General features: G+C 68.0%; 10 protein-coding genes and 1 tRNA gene. 10 read left to right on the top strand and 1 reads right to left on the bottom strand.

Annotated elements, in window-relative coordinates; all coding sequences use genetic code 11:
* Positions 1-188: 188 nt before the first annotated feature.
* A complete protein-coding gene (locus ACVWZ7_RS05420; protein WP_116766040.1) occupies positions 189-788 on the bottom strand; it encodes a TetR/AcrR family transcriptional regulator in 600 nt (199 codons plus the stop codon).
* A gap of 217 nt (positions 789-1005) precedes the next feature.
* Here ACVWZ7_RS05420 and ACVWZ7_RS05415 point away from each other — a divergent pair.
* The 10 genes from ACVWZ7_RS05415 to ACVWZ7_RS05370 all read left to right on the top strand — a co-directional run bounded on the left by ACVWZ7_RS05415 (position 1006) and on the right by ACVWZ7_RS05370 (position 18836).
* A tRNA-Gln gene (locus tag ACVWZ7_RS05415) sits at positions 1006-1077 on the top strand.
* A 42-nt stretch (positions 1078-1119) separates the two neighbouring features.
* Positions 1120-2634, top strand: coding sequence for a bifunctional UDP-N-acetylglucosamine diphosphorylase/glucosamine-1-phosphate N-acetyltransferase GlmU (glmU, locus tag ACVWZ7_RS05410; RefSeq protein WP_456507209.1), 1515 nt, complete (start codon positions 1120-1122; stop codon positions 2632-2634).
* 5 nt (positions 2635-2639) lie between these two features.
* Positions 2640-3620, top strand: a complete 981-nt coding sequence (locus ACVWZ7_RS05405) for a ribose-phosphate diphosphokinase (RefSeq protein WP_018774662.1) — start codon at positions 2640-2642, stop codon at positions 3618-3620.
* A gap of 254 nt (positions 3621-3874) precedes the next feature.
* Positions 3875-4471, top strand: a complete 597-nt coding sequence (locus tag ACVWZ7_RS05400) for a 50S ribosomal protein L25/general stress protein Ctc (RefSeq protein WP_091250696.1) — start codon at positions 3875-3877, stop codon at positions 4469-4471.
* Between the two features lie 122 nt (positions 4472-4593).
* Positions 4594-5181, top strand: coding sequence for an aminoacyl-tRNA hydrolase (pth, locus tag ACVWZ7_RS05395; protein WP_116766042.1), 588 nt, complete (start codon positions 4594-4596; stop codon positions 5179-5181).
* 197 nt (positions 5182-5378) lie between these two features.
* Positions 5379-8123, top strand: coding sequence for a LuxR C-terminal-related transcriptional regulator (locus tag ACVWZ7_RS05390; RefSeq protein ID WP_456507208.1), 2745 nt, complete (start codon positions 5379-5381; stop codon positions 8121-8123).
* Positions 8101-10812 (top strand): LuxR C-terminal-related transcriptional regulator, encoded by a 2712-nt coding sequence (locus tag ACVWZ7_RS05385; RefSeq protein WP_456507207.1) that lies wholly within the window; start codon positions 8101-8103, stop codon positions 10810-10812. The genes ACVWZ7_RS05390 and ACVWZ7_RS05385 overlap by 23 nt, the downstream gene beginning before the upstream one ends.
* 236 nt (positions 10813-11048) lie before the next feature.
* Positions 11049-13790 (top strand): LuxR C-terminal-related transcriptional regulator, encoded by a 2742-nt coding sequence (locus ACVWZ7_RS05380; protein WP_456507206.1) that lies wholly within the window; start codon positions 11049-11051, stop codon positions 13788-13790.
* Positions 13791-13885: 95 nt separating this feature from the next.
* Positions 13886-16630 (top strand): LuxR C-terminal-related transcriptional regulator, encoded by a 2745-nt coding sequence (locus ACVWZ7_RS05375; protein WP_456507205.1) that lies wholly within the window; start codon positions 13886-13888, stop codon positions 16628-16630.
* A gap of 601 nt (positions 16631-17231) precedes the next feature.
* Positions 17232-18836, top strand: coding sequence for a sugar transferase (locus tag ACVWZ7_RS05370; RefSeq protein ID WP_456507204.1), 1605 nt, complete (start codon positions 17232-17234; stop codon positions 18834-18836).
* Positions 18837-18870: the final 34 nt, after the last annotated feature.

Here is an 18870-nt window from a genome sequence, read left to right as displayed (position 1 = left end):
GGGACTGGACATGTCCCGTGGGGCGCTGAGAACCCGCAGGACATGCTCCGTGGTGCGGGCCAACGATGGACATGCTGGTGTTATGTCCATTTCTCGGGGCCAGGGCTGGGCATGTCCCGTGGCGGCCAGCGAGCAGGGGGCGATCCCGGACCTCAATCCAGCGCCGGACCTCACTCCACCCCGAGCCCTCACTCCTGGCTTCGGAGCTCAGGGTCCTTCTGCAGCCCGGTGAGCCCGTTCCAGGCCAGGTTTACCAGGTGCGCGGCGACTTCGCGTTTGTCCGGCGTGCGGCTGTCCTGCCACCACTGTCCGGTCATCGCGACCATTCCCACGAGCATCTGCGCATACATGGCCCCGTCCGCCGGGCTGAAACCGCGGCGGGCGAGTTCGTCCTCGAGGATGTGCTCCACGCGGGCCGTCACATGCGATAGCAGCGTGGAGAAGGCGCCCTCCGGCTGGGACGGCGGGGCGTCGCGCATGAGGATCCGGAAGCCGTCCGTCCGGTCCTCGATGTAGGTCAGCAGGGCCAGGGCCGCCCGCTCCACGAGGACGCGCGGCTTGGCGTCCTCGGACAGGGCATCGTTGACCGAGGTCAGCAGGATGTGGAACTCGCAGTCCACCACCTGTGTGTAGAGGCCTTCCTTGGAGCCGAAGTGCTCGTAGATCACCGGCTTGGAGACGCCCGCGGTGGCTGCGATTTCCTCGATCGTGGTGCCGTCCAGGCCGCGGAGTGCGAAAAGGCCCCGGCCGATGCCGATCAGCTGCGTGCGGCGCTGCGGGCCCGTCATACGGGGGCGGGGAACGTAGCCGGGCGCGCGGACAGGCCTGCCGCTGCCGCCGTCCGCCCCGCCGGCTGGGCCTGCACTCTTGCTCACAGCACCATCATGCCCTACCGCGGGCCCGTACCAGCCCGCAGGACCGCCCGTGCTTCGGACCCTGAGTCGCACGAGCATCAACCTTCGTGGCAGAATTGGTTCTCGTGCCACAGGTCAAGCCCGGGCACGGTCCGCTCTGGTGTAATGGCAGCACCCCGGCCTTTGGAGCCGTGGAGTATAGGTTCGAGTCCTATGGGCGGAACTGGCGAGACACACTGCGCAACCAAGCAAGGAGAGCCAACACGTGAGCCCCGAGAACACTGGCCCAGCCGCCGTGATCGTCCTAGCTGCAGGGGCCGGTACCCGGATGAAATCCCGTACGCCGAAGATTCTCCATGAGATCGGCGGCCGCTCGCTGGTGGGCCACGCCCTCAACGCCGCCCGCAGTGTCCACCCGCGCGACTTGGCCCTCGTGGTCCGTCATGAACGCGACCTCGTGGCCGCCCACGTCGCAGCCCTCGACCCGGACGCCCTGATCGTGGACCAGGACGACGTCCCCGGCACAGGCCGTGCGGTCGAAGCCGCGCTGGAAGCCCTCGATGCCCTTCACCCCCAGGGACCGCTCAGCGGAACCGTGGTTGTGACCTACGGCGATGTCCCGTTGCTCACCGGCGGCTTGCTCGCCGAACTCGTCGCCACCCACGAATCCGAGGGCAATGCCGTCACGGTCCTCACGGCCGTCCTCGATGACGCCACCGGTTACGGACGGATCCTCCGGGCAGCGGACGGAACCGTCACTGGCATCCGCGAGCACAAGGACGCCACCGAGGCCGAACGCGGAATCCGCGAAATCAACTCCGGCATCTACGCCTTTGACGCCGCCGTGCTGCGCGACGCGCTGGTCCACGTCACCACCGACAACGCCCAGGGCGAGAAGTACCTCACCGACGTCCTGGCCCTGGCCCGCGCCGCAGGCGGCCGCGTCGCCGCCGTCGTCACCAAAGACCGCTGGCAGGTCGAAGGCGCCAACGACCGCGTCCAGCTCTCCGCCCTCGGCGCCGAACACAACCGCCGCACCGTCGAGGCCTGGATGCGAGCCGGCGTGACGGTCGTCGATCCTGCCACCACCTGGATCGACTCCACCGTGACGCTCGACGAGGACGTCCGCCTCCTGCCCAACACCCAGCTGCACGGTGCCACCACGGTGGCGCGCGACGCCGTCGTCGGCCCCGACACGACCCTCACCGATGTCTTGGTGGGGGAGGGCGCCACGGTGATCCGCACCCACGGCTCCGGCTCCACGATCGGTGCACGCGCCAGCGTCGGCCCCTTCACCTACCTGCGCCCCGGCACCGTCCTGGGCGAAACCGGCAAGATCGGCGCGTTCTATGAGACCAAGAACGTCACGATCGGCCGCGGCTCGAAGCTGTCGCACCTCGGCTACGCCGGAGACGCGGAAATCGGCGAGGACACCAACATCGGCTGCGGCAACATCACCGCCAACTACGACGGCGAGAAGAAGCACCGCACGGTGATCGGCTCCGGCGTCCGGACCGGCTCCAACACGGTCTTCGTCGCTCCGGTCCGGGTGGGCGACGGCGCCTACAGCGGCGCTGGCGCGATCATCCGCCAGGACGTCCCGGCCGGCGCCCTTGCCCTCTCCGTCGCCAGGCAGCGGAATTCGGAAGGCTGGGTTGCGGCCAACCGCCCCGGGTCCGTTTCCGCCGCACTGGCCCGGTCCGCCGCCGCGGTCGAAACAGCCGCCGCGGGCGCCGCCCCAACTTCCTCCACTACTCCGGCACCGACAGAAGAGGGCTAGCAATCATGAGCGAAATTACGGCACACGGCGAAAAGAAGCTGGTGCTGGCCGCGGGGCGCGCGCACCCTGAGCTGGCGAAAGAGATCGCCAAGGAGCTGGGCACCGAGCTGCTGCCGCTGGACGCCTACGACTTCGCCAACGGCGAGATCTATGTGCGCGCCGGCGAAAGCGTCCGCGGCACCGACGCCTTCGTGATCCAGGCCCACCCCGCCCCGCTGAACAACTGGCTCATGGAACAGCTGATCATGATCGATTCGCTCAAGCGGGCCTCCGCCAAGCGCATCACGGTCGTGTCCCCGTTCTACCCCTACGCCCGGCAGGACAAGAAGGGCCGCGGCCGCGAGCCCATCTCGGCACGCCTCGTTGCCGATCTGTACAAGACCGCCGGCGCCGACCGCATCATGAGCGTGGACCTGCACACCTCGCAGATCCAGGGCTTCTTCGACGGCCCCGTGGACCACCTCATGGCCATTCCGCTCCTGGCCGACTACATCCGCACCCGCGTCGGCTCGGACAAGGTTACGGTCGTCTCCCCGGACACCGGCCGCGTCCGCGTTGCCGAGCAGTGGGCCGAGCGCCTCGGCGGCGCGCCGCTGGCCTTCGTGCACAAGAGCCGCGACCTCACCGTGCCCAACCAGGCAGTCTCCAAGACTGTCGTGGGCCAGATCGAAGGCCGCACCTGCGTCCTGATCGATGACATGATCGATACCGGCGGAACCATCTCCGGCGCCGTCCAGGTGCTCAAGAACGCCGGCGCCAAGGATGTCATCATCGCCGCGACCCACGCCGTGTTCTCCGACCCGGCAGCCCGCCGGCTGTCCGAGTCCGGCGCCCGCGAGGTGGTGGTCACCAACACGCTGCCGATCACCGCGGACAAGCGCTTCCCGCAGTTGACAGTGCTGTCGATCGCGCCGCTGATCGCGCGCGCCATCCGTGAAGTGTTCGACGACGGCTCCGTCACCAGCCTGTTCGACGGACAGGCCTAAGCCGGCCGGCGGCGGGCCCGGTTTCAGAAACCGGGCCAGCCGCTGGTAGCCTTGTACCGAAACCTTGGCGAGGGAGAGCGCCGGTCAACCGTATACACGGAGAGCCGGAGTGCTGGTCTCCGTTATCGACTGGGTCTGAATCTCCTTCTGAAGGTCAGCTGCACGGCAGCCCGGCGTTGAAGGTCGCAGACAGACCTCCGCCCTTGCTGAACACCGTTTAGTCCCACAGCTTGAAATCCCACGAGGAGATATCCATGTCTGAGCAGAAGCTCGCAGCAGAAGTACGCACCGAATTCGGCAAGGGCTTCGCCCGCCGCGCCCGCATGGCCAACCTGATTCCGGCCGTCATCTACGGCCACGGCGCCGAGCCGATCCACATCACCCTGCCGGCGAAGGCCACCACCCTGGCCGTCCGCAAGGCTAACGCCCTGCTGACCCTGGACATCGACGGCGAGCAGCACCTGGCCCTGGTCAAGGACATCCAGCGCAACCCGATCAAGCAGATCATCGAGCACCTCGACCTGCTGACCGTCCGCACCGGCGAGAAGGTCACCGTCGACGTCCCCGTCCACCTGACCGGCGAACTGGCTCCGGGCAACGTGTACAACCAGGAAATGACCACCGTCTCCCTCGAGGCCGAGGCAACCCACCTGCCGACCGCCATCGAGGTCAGCATTGAGGGCCGCAGCGCCGGCGAGCACATCCACGCTTCCGACCTCGTTCTGCCGAAGGGCTCCGTCCTGCTGGCCGACGTCGAGGCTCTCGTCGTTCACATCTCCGAGGCCACCGAGGTCTCCGAGGAAGAGGCTTCGGCCGACACCACCGAAGGATCCTCGGTCGCCGCCGAGTAATTCCGGCGATTTCACCGGCGGCCGGGTCCCTCAGGGGCCCGGCCGCCGTCGTCTCTGAACCCGTCGTATTCCGCGCCGGAGCCGGCACTCCCGCCTGACCTGGCCCACCGAAGGACTGATCCATGACCGACACCTGGCTGATTGTAGGCCTTGGCAACCCCGGACCCGAGTACAGCCACAACCGCCACAATGTCGGCCAGATGGTCCTGGACGAACTCGCCTCGCGCGCCGGCGGCGGCTTCAAGTCCCACAAGGCCCGTGCCCAGGTCCTCGAAGGGCGCCTTGGCATTGGCGGCCCCCGGATCGTGCTGGCAAAGCCGCTGTCATATATGAACGTCTCCGGCGGGCCGGTCTCGGCCCTGGCACAGTTCTACGGGATCGACCCCGCCCACGTCATTGCCGTCCACGATGAGATCGATATTCCCTTCGATACCGTGAAGCTGAAGCTCGGCGGCGGCGAAGGCGGCCATAACGGACTGCGGGACATCTCGAAGGCCCTGGCCACCAAGGACTACCTGCGCGTGCGGGTGGGCGTCGGGCGTCCGCCGGGCCGGATGGACACCGCGGACTTCGTCCTGCGTGACTTTTCCGCCCCGGAGAAGAAGGACCTGCCCTTCCTCATCGATACCGCGGCCGACGCCGTCGAAGTCCTGGTCAAGGACGGCCTGCCCGCCGCCCAGCAAAAATTCCACCCGGCCAAGGCCCCATAAATCAGGCTTAAACACGCACCAGCCCGGCCCCGTATCAGGGGCGGGCGGGACGCGAGTATCCGAATAGTGGGTTTTCTTCCCAAGCTTTCGGCATTCCAGCTATGATCTGTCTACTCTCATGTCGGGGGATAGGGATACGCTACTTCTAAGTGGGCAGTCTGGGGTTGCTGTCTACAAAGCGGTACGAAGGAAACTACATGTCGAGGGATTCGCTGGGCTGGGGGAATGTTTCCACTACATTGGCACCCGCCGAAGAAGAACATGCCGCCGGTCCGGTCGCGAGGCACGGATGGTCCGGTTTGGCGCGGAACGCCGATGCCGAGCGCGTCCGGACGGAACTGCTTGCGCAGGACCGGATGGGCGTTGTTATCACCGGCGACCGCGGCGTAGGCAAGACCCTCGTCGGCAGGACTGCCCTCGCGGGGTTCGGCCCCGAGGTGTACACCATCCAGCTCCGCAGCTCAGGACCGGGGTCGGCAACGCCGTACGGCTGCCTCGCCTTCACCCTGGCTCGGCTCCCGCAGAGCTCCCTTGGCTCGCCGACCGCCATTCTGCACGGAATTACGTCCCTGATCCGCGACGACGCCGCCGGCCGCCAGTGCGTGATCCTGCTGGACAACGCCGGCGCCCTCGATGAACTCAGTACCGGGGTCCTGCTGAACCTGCTGCAGACCCGCACCGCCCGGCTGATCGCCACGGCCCAGCGCACCACGGACCTTCCGCCTGACTTCTACTGGCTCATCACCTCGGGCCAGCTTGCCGAGGTCCGGCTCGCCAACCTGACCGAGCTCGAAACGCTGGAGGTCCTGCAGTCAGCCCTGGGCCACCGGGTCTCGACGGCACTGGCAAGCCAGCTGCACCAACTGGTCGGCGGCAGCCCCACGCTCCTGCAGGCCGTCGTGTCAGAACAGATCGAACGCGGAAACCTTGTCCTGTCCGGATCGGTCTGGACCCTGGTCGATGAGGTCGTGCTCGACGGCCGGACGGCGCTGGAAGACATTGTCCGGGCCAGATACGCCAGGGAAACACCCGAAGCGCGGGAGGTCATCGACGTCCTCTCCTGCGCCCGGACGCTGCCCCTGTCACGGCTCGCCCGGATGTACAGCCCCGGTATCATCGCCGACATGGAAGAGGCCGGCCAGATCGTCGTGGACCGCACGGACCGGCACCTCGTCACCCTGGGCGACCGCTACCTCGGCGATATCGTCCGGAACTGGCTCAGTGTGGAACGCCGGCTGGAGCTGCGGGACAAGGTCCCCGGACACCAGGAACAGGAACTCGACGAACTCACCGTCGAGGACCTGCTCGCCTATGCGGCCTGGACCCACGACTGCCACGCCCAGCTGGCACCCGCGCACGCGCTGGCGGCCGCCAGCGCCGCCGTCAAGCTCTTTGACCCGAAGTTTGCCCTCAAATGCGCCGGGAGCCTCTCTCCCTCGGACCCTGAATGGGCCGAGGGACAGCTCCAGAAATCGGCGGCCTACCTCCAGCTCGGCCTGCCCCTTCAGGCCATGTCGGCGCTGGACGATGTCTCGGAGCGGCAGGTCAACGACCTCGAGGCCGAGACCTTCGCCGAATTCATTGCGGCGAAAGCCGACTGCATGGCCTGGCTGGAAGACCGCTCCGGCAAGGTCCCCGAACTCCTCCGGCAGGCCCGGGTCCGGCTTCAGGACTTGAGCCTGGACGAGCCAGCCGCCGGCCCCGCCGCACTCTCGCGGGCCGCGCTGCGGCTGGATCTGTGCGAGTTCAACTACTTCTCTTTCATCGGGGATTTCGAGCCCATGATGGCCCGCCTCACCGCCGCGGCCACCACAGACGTCCCGGGCGCGGACCCCGTGCACCGGCTCCGCTCGGCCATCATCCTGATGGAAGCCTTGTCCATGACGGGTCGGGAACTCGACGCCAAAAAACTCATGCGGGAACTCGGCGGGCAGCTGGGCGAGTGGTCCAACGTGCCGCGCATCCGCGAAAACTTCGCCTGGCGCTCCTACAACGTCCTGCTCCTGTCCGGCCTGTGGCGCCAGGCCATCGACATGCTCAAGGACGCGAGCGGCCGGGCCGGGCACGGACTCCATTCCGGCAGCGCCGCCACCGACCTCGCCGTCGGTCTCGCGTACGTCTATGCCGGCCGCGGCTACATGGCGCTGGACCCGCTGCTGGCCGCAATCGCCCAGCTTGAGGTCCGGGCGAGCCTGCAGTCCCTGCGCCAGGCCTACGCCGCAACCGCCTTCGCCTACGCCCAGACCGGCAACTCGGTCCAGGCAACCATCTACCTGGACCGCGCCCGCTCGGCTGACGGACCGGCCCGCTTCGCCGTCAGCAGCTCCACGGAGTTCTGCATGGACATGGCCTCGCGGTGGCTCGGCGACCCGGAGGCCAAGGACCGGCTGGTGCGGTCCGCAGAGGCACATTTCCGGAAAGGCCGCTACACCCTCGCCGGCATCTGCATGCTCGGGGCCACCGTCAACGGAACCGTCAAGGATTATCTCTACATGGAGGAAATCGCCGGGCTGAGGCAGGGGCCGCTGGCCGAACTGTCCCGCACGGTCGCCGTCGGCAGCCGGAAGAAGGATGCCGCGATCATGCTCCAAGCCGCCGAGCAGGCCGCGGCCCTGGAGCTGGACGCCGTCCAGGCCAGGTGCGCGGCGCTCGCGTTCGATTTCGCCAAGGGCGCCGGACTGACCGCCAGCGCCAACACCGCCTACAGCATGCTCGAGAGCCTCTCGGAGTCGGTACCGGCGCTGCCGATCATGCCCCGCAACAAAGGCCCTCTGCTCACGGAACGGGAGCGGCAGATCGCCACCCTTGCCGGGAACGGGGTTTCGAACAAGGACATCGCCCTTGAAGTGGGCATTTCCGTCAGAACAGTGGAGGGCCACCTGTATCAGGTGTTCACGAAGCTCGGCGTTTCTTCGCGAAGTGATCTGCTTGGACTCATCTAGGGGCACGGCGGGAGCCCCCGGCACCGAGGCGTCCCGCGCCTTGACCGGGAGGTCGGAAGATTTGATGTCGGCCGTGGAGTCCCTTCAGGGCGGCAGCCATGTGGCGGTATTCGTCCTAGGCGAAAGCGGGATGGGCAAGTCCAGGCTCATCGAAGCCGTGGTCGCGGAGCTGGGCCCGGACGTGACGCCGGTGCGGATTCACGGCAGTGCGTCGCTGACGAAGGTTCCCTACGGTGTCCTTGGCCCCTTCATCGTCGAACTCCCGGTCCAGGAGGCGACATCGCAGCTGGCCGTGCTGAGGACGCTGTGGTCGCACCTGGAAGAAGAGAAGCGCGCCACCCAGAAGCCCCTGCTGCTCATCGTCGACGACGCCCACGACCTCGATGAGGCGACGGCGGGAATCCTGGCCGAGCTGGCCGCGGCAGGCTGGGCGAAACTGCTGGTGGGCGCCGCCGCCCGGCCCGGACTGCCGGAGCCGCTCCTGCAGCTGTGGTTTGAAGGCATCGCCGAGCGGCATGACCTGCGGCCCCTCACCCTGGCTCAGACCACAGAAATGCTGGAGGGCGAGCTCGGCTCGCAGGTGCTGCCCAACGTCGCGGAGATCCTCTGGGAGGCCTCCGGCGGCAACCCGATGCTCCTCAACGGGCTCCTCGACGACGCCAAAAAGGACGGGACGCTGCTGCGCCGCAACGGTGTCTGGTTGTTCACCCGGCATCTGAACAGCCACGGGGACCGGCTGACCGACGTCGTGCGCCGCCAGCTGCTGCTGCGCTCGCCGGAAGAGCGGCAGGCACTGAACCTGGTGGCCCTGGCCGAACCCGTGTCCCGTGAACTGATCGAGTCCGTGGCCGGGGAAGAGGCCGTGGGGTCGCTGATCGACAGCGAACTGATTCGTGTCACGGGCTCCGCCGGCGGTGAGCTGCGGCTGTGGCACACCGTGTACGGGGACACCCTGCGAAACCTGATCTCGCCGGCCAGGAGCCTCCAGCTGCGCCAGAGCCTGCTGCGCCGCATGGACAGCGAGCCGACGTCGGCCGAAGGACTGTTGCGCCACGTGAGCTGGTCGATCGAATGCGGCGCGGAGGTCGAGGACCGCCAGCTCCTGAGGGCCGCCGTCCTGGCCAGCCGGCTCTACGAGGACGATCTCGCCCGCAAGGCGGCCGCTCTCGTCAAGGACCCGGACCTGCAGATGGCGGCCCGCGCCGTGATAGCTCGGACCCGCTACAACGCCTCCGACTACGTTGCTGCCTGGGAAATCCTCGACGCCGATTTCGGCCAGGGCGGCAACCTCACCAGCCTGCTGACCGGATCCCTCCTGTGGGCCGCGGTGATGTGCGCACTGGGGTACACGCCTGCCGAGATCATGCAACGGGCACAGGCGCTGCAGCCTGCCGGTGAACACCTGGCCGAGGCCCAGCCGGAGAACGCCGAAGCCATTCGCGCCGCCATAACGGAGCGACTGAACACCATGGAAGCCATGGTCCTGGCACTGGCAGGCGAGTACCCGCAGACCCCTGCCACGGCGGACGCGGCCGCTACCCGGCCGGCGGCCAACAACCTTGAGGCGGCGTTCCGGCTCTCCCTCGACGCGGAGCGGCTCCTGGCCACCGGCAAAGGACTGAGCGCCTTTGCCGTGATGTCGCAGGCAGTCGAGGCCGCCGGAGCCGACCACGATGAGCTGTACTTCCTCACGGATTTCCTCGTGGTCCGGTCGGCCGCCGCCGCGATCCAGGCCGGGGACTGGCAGGCCGCGGAAAACCTCCTGGCCGCCTTTGTCGCCGGGTCAGGGCCAAGCTTGATTTCGTTCGGCGGGGGAGTCCACGCGGCCCACGGCATCATCCTCCTGTACCAGGGCAAGGCCGCGCAGGCGCTGAACACCCTCAGCGCCGCGCTCGAAGCGCTGCGGCTCACCGATCCCCAACAGCTGTTCGCCCTCACGGCGGCCATGGCTTTCGCGGCGGCCGCCGAAGTCGGTGCGCAGACGAAAGCGGAGCTTTTCCTTGCCGACTTCGAGGCCGCCCCGGCGGCGCTGCCGCGGTACATGCACTCCCTGGCCATGATGGCCGTGGTCTACGGAAAAGCCCGGCTCGGGAACTACCCCGGCGCCATCGCCGAACTGAAGCGCCTCGGACGCCCGCACCCGGAGATGAACACAGCCGGCCTCGAACTCGAGGCTCTGGCCCTTTGCCTGGCCTTAGGGGACACCGACTCGGCGCCCCAGCTACTGGAACTGCAGGCCGGGCTCGAGGGCCCCCGGCCGGCCGCGATCTGCGCCTATGCCGCAGCCATCAGCACGGACAACGCCGCAGACCACCTGGAGGCCGCGAAGACCTGTGAGGCTGCGGAACTGTGGACCTTCGCCGCCCTTGCCTACGACGCGGCGGCGCACGCCTACCGGGCCGCGGGCGATACCCTTAGGGAGCGCATGGCGAACTCGCAGCGGAAGCGGTGCCTGGACCGGGCCGACGACCTTCCCGGTGAGGATACGGCCAAGAACGACGACTCGCTGGGCATCCTGACCCGCCGGGAACGCGACATTGTGGCGCTCGCAGTACGCGGCCTGACCGACCGCCAGATCGCCGCCGAACTCCAGGTCTCCGTCCGGACGGTTGAAGGCCACCTCTACCGCAGCTACGCCAAGCTCAACGTCAAGGGCCGTGAACAGCTACCCGGAATTGGCGGTCGCTAAGCCCGGAGGCAGCCGTTTATCCGGGGCTCCGGGAGACTACGCTCAGGGACACGTGAGGCTGGGTTCCGACTACTTGGTTTGGACCCGGCAGCCGTGCGGCCGCAACTGAGTACAGCTACGTAGAGCCGGCCGAATACTCGCTGCGTAATCGAGTACTACTTACGCATACCGAAAATACGCGTAGTCAATACGGTGGAGGTATCACCGCTCAAACTTTGATTGCGAAGGTCTCTCATATGTTCCAGCAAGACGCCGGCTTGCCTGCGGGCAGCGGCCAGACAGAAGCAATGTTTCCGGCGCAACGAAACGGCCACGGCCGGAACAAAGACAGACCCTTCACCCGCCAACAGCTCGTTGCCGACGTCGTGCAAACCCTGACGTCGGGTTCCGGGTGCGGCATAGTCCTCGTGGGCGACCACGGGGCCGGCAAGTCCTTTATCGCCCAGCGCGCCATTGAGCAGCTCGGCGACGAGTACCTGGTGGTCCAGGTCAGGGGCAGCTCGATCTCCTCCAAACTTCCCTACGGTGCCCTGAGCGTCCTCCTGAACGACCTCGACGCCTCCCACCTCGAGCACCCCCTGATGGTGTTGCGCGGGCTGACCCAGCTGCTGCACAACAAGTCCGAGGGGCGGCAAATCGTCCTTTTCGTGGACAACGCCCATGACCTCGACGAGCTCTCGAGCATGATGGTGGCCCAGCTGAGCGCAGGTGCCCATGTCACGCTGCTGGCGGCGTGCGTGGACATGCCTCACGTCGGCGGCGACATCATGGGCCTGTGGAAGGATGACCTGCTCCGGCGGGTGGACCTTGGCCCGTTTGACTTCGCCGAGACGGCCGCAACACTGCACCATGAATACGGCGGTCGGTTCTCCCTGACGGCCGCCCGTGCGCTCTGGAGCGCGAGCGGGGGCAACGCCCTGTTCCTCCACTCCCTGGCCCGCGAACAGATCAAGCTGGGCACAGTGGTCCGCCAGGACGGCGTATGGTTCCTGGGCAACGGCCCGATCGCCTTGACGGGCGAGATCCGGGACGTCGTGAAGGCCCGCCTGAACCGGCTCGGCACCGGCCAGCGCGACGTCTTTGAACTGCTGGCCCTTGCCGGGGCGGTCCCGCTGCAGACCCTCATGCTCATCGCCAACCCCCAGGATATGGACGCGCTCCAGGAGCGGACCCTGATCCGGGTGACCCATGACCATCCGCCGATGGTCAGCGTCGCCAACCCGGTGACGGCCGGAATCGTCGCGAGCGTTGTCCCGCCCGGACGCAGCGCCGAACTCCGCCGCCGGCTCACCGCCGTGCTCCAGGAGTCCGACGCCCTGGACGCCGGTGGCTCCACCGGCGTCGCCTGGGCGCTGGACTGCGGGGAGCAGGTGAGCCCGGAGGTCGCCCTGGCGGCGGCCCGCGCAGCCAACAGCGCGTCCGACCCCGCAGCCGCCCTGCGGTTCGTCCAGGAGATCGACGGCGGCGAGCCCGCCGTCCCCCTGGCCATCGAATCCGTGACCGCCCACATCTCGGTAAACAACGATGAGTCCGCACACCGGGTCCTGGAGTCGCTGGACAAAGAAGCCCGCGGGGAGCTTCCGCTGGCCGAATGGACGGCCCTGCAGCTGCTGCGCGCAGAGCTGGAAAAACGCAGCACTGCTCCGGGAACCGATCCCCGGGCACGGCTTCGGGAACTCGCGGAGCGGCTCGCTGCCGAGCCTGCGGAGCTCGGCTCCGCCGTCAGCGCGGCGCGGGAGCAGCTGCGCCTGGCCGAGGCCGAGCTCGCCGCGTTCCAGGGACGCTACGCTGATGTCCTTGCCACGACCGACAGCATGGACACGGCGGACCTGGGCAGCGAACCGCGGCTTGTGACCGCCAGCGTGCGCTGCGAGGCCCTGGCTGTCAGCGGCAACGTCGTGCACGCGATGGTCCTGGGCAAGCAGATCCTGGCGGCCACCGCGAACGTGCGGCTCACGGACCGCGCGGTCCGCGAGATCCGCGGCAGGTTCCTGCTCCTGCTGCTGCTCTCGGCCAAGTTCAGGGAGGCATCCGCCTACCTCGAGGAGACGTATGCCGGCGGAGAGCCCCAGACCCGGCTCGGGGGGATGTTCGAGATCGGGCAGGGCGTCATTGACCTGCACTCCGGACATCTCGACGATGCCCTGTCCAGGCTTCAGGCGGGCAGGTGGCAGCTCCTGGCCCAGGACCCCGACGCTTTGGCGGGCCTGGCTACCGCGGTCTGTGCCTATGCCGCCGCCCTGCAGGGCGAGGAGGAAACGGCTGCCGTCCTGCTGGGCGACCTTGCCCAGCCCGGGACACCGGCGGCGTGGCTGGTTGGACGGCTCACCCGTTACTTCGAACTCTCGGCCCAAGCCGAGCTCGGGCAGAGGGCCATGTCCATCCGCGCCCTCACGGCCGAGGCAGACAGCGACACGGAATCCTCGGCCCTGGCCCCGGCGCTCCTGTTCCTGTCCGCGGCCGCCCGGCTGGGAGACCGCCAGATGGGCCAGAAGCTGGACAGCCTGAGCAGCCGGGTGACCGGACAATTCGCGGCCCTGTGCTCGCGGCTCGCCGAGGGCATGAGGGAGGCCGACAGCGAACAGTTGCTAGGGGCGTCCAAGGACGCTGACGCATCCGGCAACGCGGTCTTCGCCAGGGATGCGGCCCGGAAAGCCGTCAGCTGCGCCAACGATGCCGGCAACCGGATCGCGCTGCGGATCGCCCAGCGGGCGCAGCAGTCACTCGATGACAAGTTCGGCAGTCCCAAAAACGGTCTGCATTCGCTCACCACCTCGACCCTGACGGCGAGGGAATGCGAAGTCGCGGTCCGCGCCGCTGCCGGCACGTCCAACCGCAAGATCGCGGAACAGATGCACGTATCGGTCCGCACGGTCGAGGGACACCTCTACCAGGTGTATTCGAAGCTGCATGTCGCCAGCCGATCGGAACTCAAAGATGTCATCTCAACTCCGGCAGACAGCTCCCGGCTCGGCTGACGCCAGCACGGTCCGGGCAACTGCCCGGACGGCTGACGCCGGCACGCTCCGGGCAGCTGTCCCGGGCAAGCAGAGGACGGCAGGAAGAACCGGCGATGGAAAGCCTGACTGAGACCGCCCCGCTGATCGAGCGATCGGCGCTGGTCAAGGACCTGGTGCGTTGCCTGCGCGACGACACCAGGTCAGGTGCACTCGTGGTCGGCGGGGCCGGGACGGGCAAGACCGCCATCGTAAAGGCCGTCATCCGCGAACTCGGTCCCCGCAGTCACATCATCCGGCTAACAGCCACCCCGGCTCTGGCCGCCGTTCCCTTTGGCGCCCTGGCGCCGTACCTGTCCCGGCTTCCCGACCGTGAACTCGACTCCTATGCCGCCGTCGTGGAGGCGATGGCGGGCAGCCTGAAGTCGGAAGCGGAACGCCCTCTGTTCGTCGTCGACGACGCGCATTGCCTCGACCACGGGACTGTCCGGCAGCTGGCGCAGGCCGCTGCCACCGGCGCCGCAGGTATCCTGGTGGCATGCCGGCCCGGGCCGATGATCCCGGAAGAATTCCTGTCCTTGTGGGACGACGGAATCATTGCCAAATTCGATCTTTCCCCGCTCAGCCGGACCGGAACGCACCAGCTGTGCGAACAGGTCCTGCGGGCCGACGTCTCCCCGTGGGTCAGCGCGCTGTTTCATGATGCGGCAGACGGGAACCCCCTCATGCTGATGTCCCTGATTCAGCATGCCCGTAGCAGCGGCGCACTGGGTTTCCGGCACGGCGTATGGTTCCTCCTGGCCAACCCGGACATGGCCCAGGTGCCCGCCGCCGATGTCGTTGACCGGCAGCTGCGCTCCATGACGCCGGAGGAGAAGACCGCAGCCACGATCGTTGCCCTGGCCGGACCGCTCTCCCTGGCCCAGATCCTGCGGATCAGCGGTCCGAAAGCCGTCGATGCGCTGGACACGGCAGGAATCATCGCTGTCTCAGCCGGGCACGACCGGCTGGTACGGCCCGCGAGTCCGATTGTCGGCGAGATCATCCGGCACCGGGTCCCGGCCGGCCGCAGTTCGGCCCTGCGCTCAAGCGTGCTGTCGTTTCCCTCGGCGCGGGCCGCCGTGCCGGGAGCGGCCCTGAACCGGTTGCGGTGGTCCTTGGACTGCGGCGTGGAGATCCCTCCGGTCCAGCTGCTGCACGCCGCTGTCGCCGCGAACACGGCCTTGGATCCTGTGACTGCCGCCCGGGCGGCCGGGGCCATCCGGGACGTCCGGTTCCTCTCCGAAGCACGCATCCAGCTGGCGTATTCGAACTACATCCTCGGGCACCCGGAGGCCGCCGTTGCATCCCTGGAGTCCGCGCAGCCGCTACGCGCCGGACGGTCGTCCTATCTGGCCGCCCTGCTCGCGGCCCGGATCGGGTCCGCGACGCCGGCCCGGAGGCTGCCCGCCGACGCGGGGAACCCGCCCCCGGGCTCTGTTCTGGCCCTTGAACCGCTGTCCGCTGGGGAACCGCCGTCCGCTGTGGATTCGTCGGCGGTGGATTCGCTGGCGCTGCCAGCCGTGCCGTCGACGCAGCCTTCGACACTCGATCCGGAGGAACAGCTCCGGGACGGGGCCGCCGCCGCCGGACTGGCCGCAGAACTGATGAGCCGCACGTGGGACAGCCGCTTCCTGGGAGCCGGAACCGGGTTGCGCGAACTCATTGAATCGGCCGGCACCAACCCCGAAATCCGTGTCCCGGCAGTTTCCCGCCTCGCCGAACTCCTAACGGCTCAGGGCCGCCTGCGGACAGGGCTTCGCCTGGACGGCGAGGCATGGAACGGCGCCCGCAGCGCGAGCGTGGCGCTGCCCCTGGTGTATGAGGACCTTGTAGTACGCCACTGCCTCAACCTGATCCGGGCAGGGGACTGGGACGGACTGGGACAGGTCCTGGACGATTACGCGGCCCGCGAGCCCGGACGGCTGCTCTACAGCGGCGGCATGCTCCACCTCATGCGGGGTTATTCGAGGCTTCGCCAGGGCAGGATGCGCGAAAGCCTCGCCGAGGTGCGGCTCGGCGTGGAAGAACTCACCATAGCCGACCCCCTCAACCTCCTGCCCTTTGCCCATGCCGTCGCAGCCTACGCGGCTGCAGCCGTCGGACGCCACCGTGAGGCCGGCCAGCATTCGCTGGCCTACCGGCTTTCGGATTACCGGGAACCGACAACCCTTCGCCTAATGGCGGAAGCGTACTGCCTGGCGGCGGACCCCGGAGACGGGCCGGACGGGAACAGTGCCCGGGCCCTGGCCCGGCTGGCGGATGAGGCGCTGCGCGAGGGTCTGCGGGGCGTTGAAACCGATATCAGGCGGCTCGCGTTCCGCAGCGGCGACACCTCGGGAGCCGAAGCCCTCGCGCTCAGCAGCAGGGCAGTCGAAGGCCCGGAGGCGCGCCTGCTGGAGTCCTATGCGCGAGCGGTTTCGGCCTGCGACGCTGCCGACCTCATTGGCATCAGCGACGACGCGCTCAACGGCGGCCACGGGCTCCTGGCCCTTGAAGCCGCCCAGCAGGCGGAGCGGATCCTGGCCGACGATCCGGACCGGTGGAGGCTTACCGCAGTCCAGCGCAGGGTCCATCACCGCCTCGTCGAGGCCGGGATGTCGGCGCAGCTGGAGCTTGTCCATAACGATCATGGCGCCGCGCTGACCCCCCGGGAGGCCGAAGTTCTGGAACTGGTGTCCGGCGGTGCCACGAACGGCGAGATCGCCACCGCCCTGTGTGTGTCGCAGCGGACCGTGGAGGGTCACCTGTCCCGGATCTTCGCCAAGCTCGGCGTCGGCCGGCGCGCGGACCTCCTGGACCTCGGCACGCCTCACCCCTGACACTGCACTCCCTGGCTCCCGCCACCTCTGACCGGCCCGCTGACGCCTCTGACCGGCCCTCGTGAGGCCATGACGGTCTGCCGCGCCCTCGGGCACACCCCTCCGGCACTTGCGCCCACACCTGGGCCCCCGGCTGCGCGGGCGGCCGCGTACAGCACGGGTGGCCCGGAGTGCCGGCGGGAGTATCCCCAAGTAGTGCGGCCGCAAACTGGCCGACAGAAGTCGGGTAAACGCTACTCGTGTGTAGATCCGGTCCTGGCGATTGACTTAAGTCAGTCCCACGAACAACTCACAAAGGTCTCAAAATGAGGAACTTCAGGGCGGTAATCGACCGCGGGTATGACCTGCAGGAAAGTGTGGCCTCAAAATCCATCTTGCTTGCTGGAGCAGCCACTGCCACCATTAGAGGTGGTCGTGCCATTACCTCCCTACACCGAACTCCTTCATTGGAATCGTACGGTGCCTTTACCGGCAGCCGTGCGCCAAGGTCGGAGCCGGCGGCGTCAGAGCCTTCTGAGACCGAGGCTCTCCCCCCAGCCGCCGCCGGCTCCCTTAACCGGTCTGCACCCGGGTCCGCGCCGCTGAGAAACGCGGACCCGGCATGAGTGCCGTCGATGAGCGCCGCCGGGGATACCGGTCACGGGGGAGCCGCCTGACGCGCCGGACCCAGCCGGTCCTGGCCTCGAGCGCCGGACCGCTCGGCCAGCCCTGGGCCGCCGCCGACGCAGGCCTCAGCCCGAACGCTCCGGCCGCGCTGGCGGACGCGGAGCTGGTGGACTCGGGCAAGTCCTGGGCCAAACGCTACCGCCGCTGGCTCCGCATCACGGACGCCGCCATCGTCGCGATCGCCGTCGCCGCCGCCTACGCCTTCCACTTCGAGGAAGGCGGACCTGTTTTGTCACGCGGCGGAGCGGGAGGGTCGTACCTCGCCGTCAGCATTGCCTTCGTCGTGGCCTGGGTCCTGGCGCTCGAAGTGCACCGCACCCGTGAGGAGACCGTCCTCGGCATCGGCTCCGAGGAATACAAGCGGGTCCTCGACGCCACCCTCGGCGTCTTCGGCGGGATCGCCATCATCGTGATCGTCGCGGGCATCGATGTGGTCCGCAGCCACTTTGCCCTCGCGCTTCCGGCCGGTGCCCTGCTGCTGCTGATCAACCGGTGGCAGTGGCGCGGCTGGCTGAACCGCCAGAGACTCTTCGGCCACTACCTGTCCAAGGTGATCGTCGTCGGGGAACCGTCGGACGTCGAGTACGTGATCCGGCAGTTCGGCAAGGTCTCCGGTGCCGCCTACGAGGTCGTGGGGGCAGCCCTGCCCGCCGGCTACACCGAAAGCCACGTGCAAATTTCCGCCCAGAGGGTTCCTGTCCTGTGCGACGTCGACTCGGTCGCGGAAAAGGTCGCCGAAACAGGCGCGAACGCCGTGGTGGTGGCGGGACGGCTCCAGGGCGGTACCCGGTCCATCCGGCAGCTGGGGTGGGCCCTGGAAGGCACCCGCGCCGGCCTCGTGCTGGCCTCGAGCCTGACCGACGTCGCCGGTCCCCGGATTCATTGGCGTCCCGTTGAGGGACTGCCCCTCATGCACGTGGAACTGCCCCGGTTCACCGGCGGCAAGCACACGCTCAAACGGCTCGTGGACATCGTGGCATCCGCCGCGGCCCTCCTGATCCTCTCACCCCTGCTCGGCGCCCTGGCCTGGATCATTGTCCGCGACAGCAAAGGACCGGTGTTCTTCCGCCAGGAGCGGGTCGGCCGCAACGGCAAGCGGTTCAAGATGGTCAAGTTCCGTTCCATGGTCACTACCGCCGAACAGGACCTGGCGGCACTGCGGGACCTCAACGAGGGAGCGGGGCTGCTGTTCAAGCTCAAGAACGATCCCCGGATCACCACCTGCGGCCGCTGGCTCCGGAAGTACTCGCTGGACGAGCTGCCGCAGTTCTGGAACGTCCTGAGGGGGGACATGAGCCTGGTCGGGCCGCGGCCTCAGCTTCCGTGTGAAGTCGAGGGGTATGAGGGGGACGTGAGCCGGCGGCTGCTGATCAAGCCGGGCATCACGGGTCTGTGGCAAATCAACGGCCGGTCCAATCTGGGCTGGGACGAGAGCGTCCGATGGGACCTCTACTACGTGGAGAACTGGTCTTTGACCGGCGACATCATGATCCTGTGGCGAACGTTCAGGGTCATTCTTCATCCGGTGGGGGCCTATTAGACGAACTAAACGCCGGTACTGGGCCGGCGTCGAA

The organism is Arthrobacter sp. TE12232 (assembly GCF_054062615.1).
This window is presented reverse-complemented; position numbering and strand designations above follow the sequence as displayed.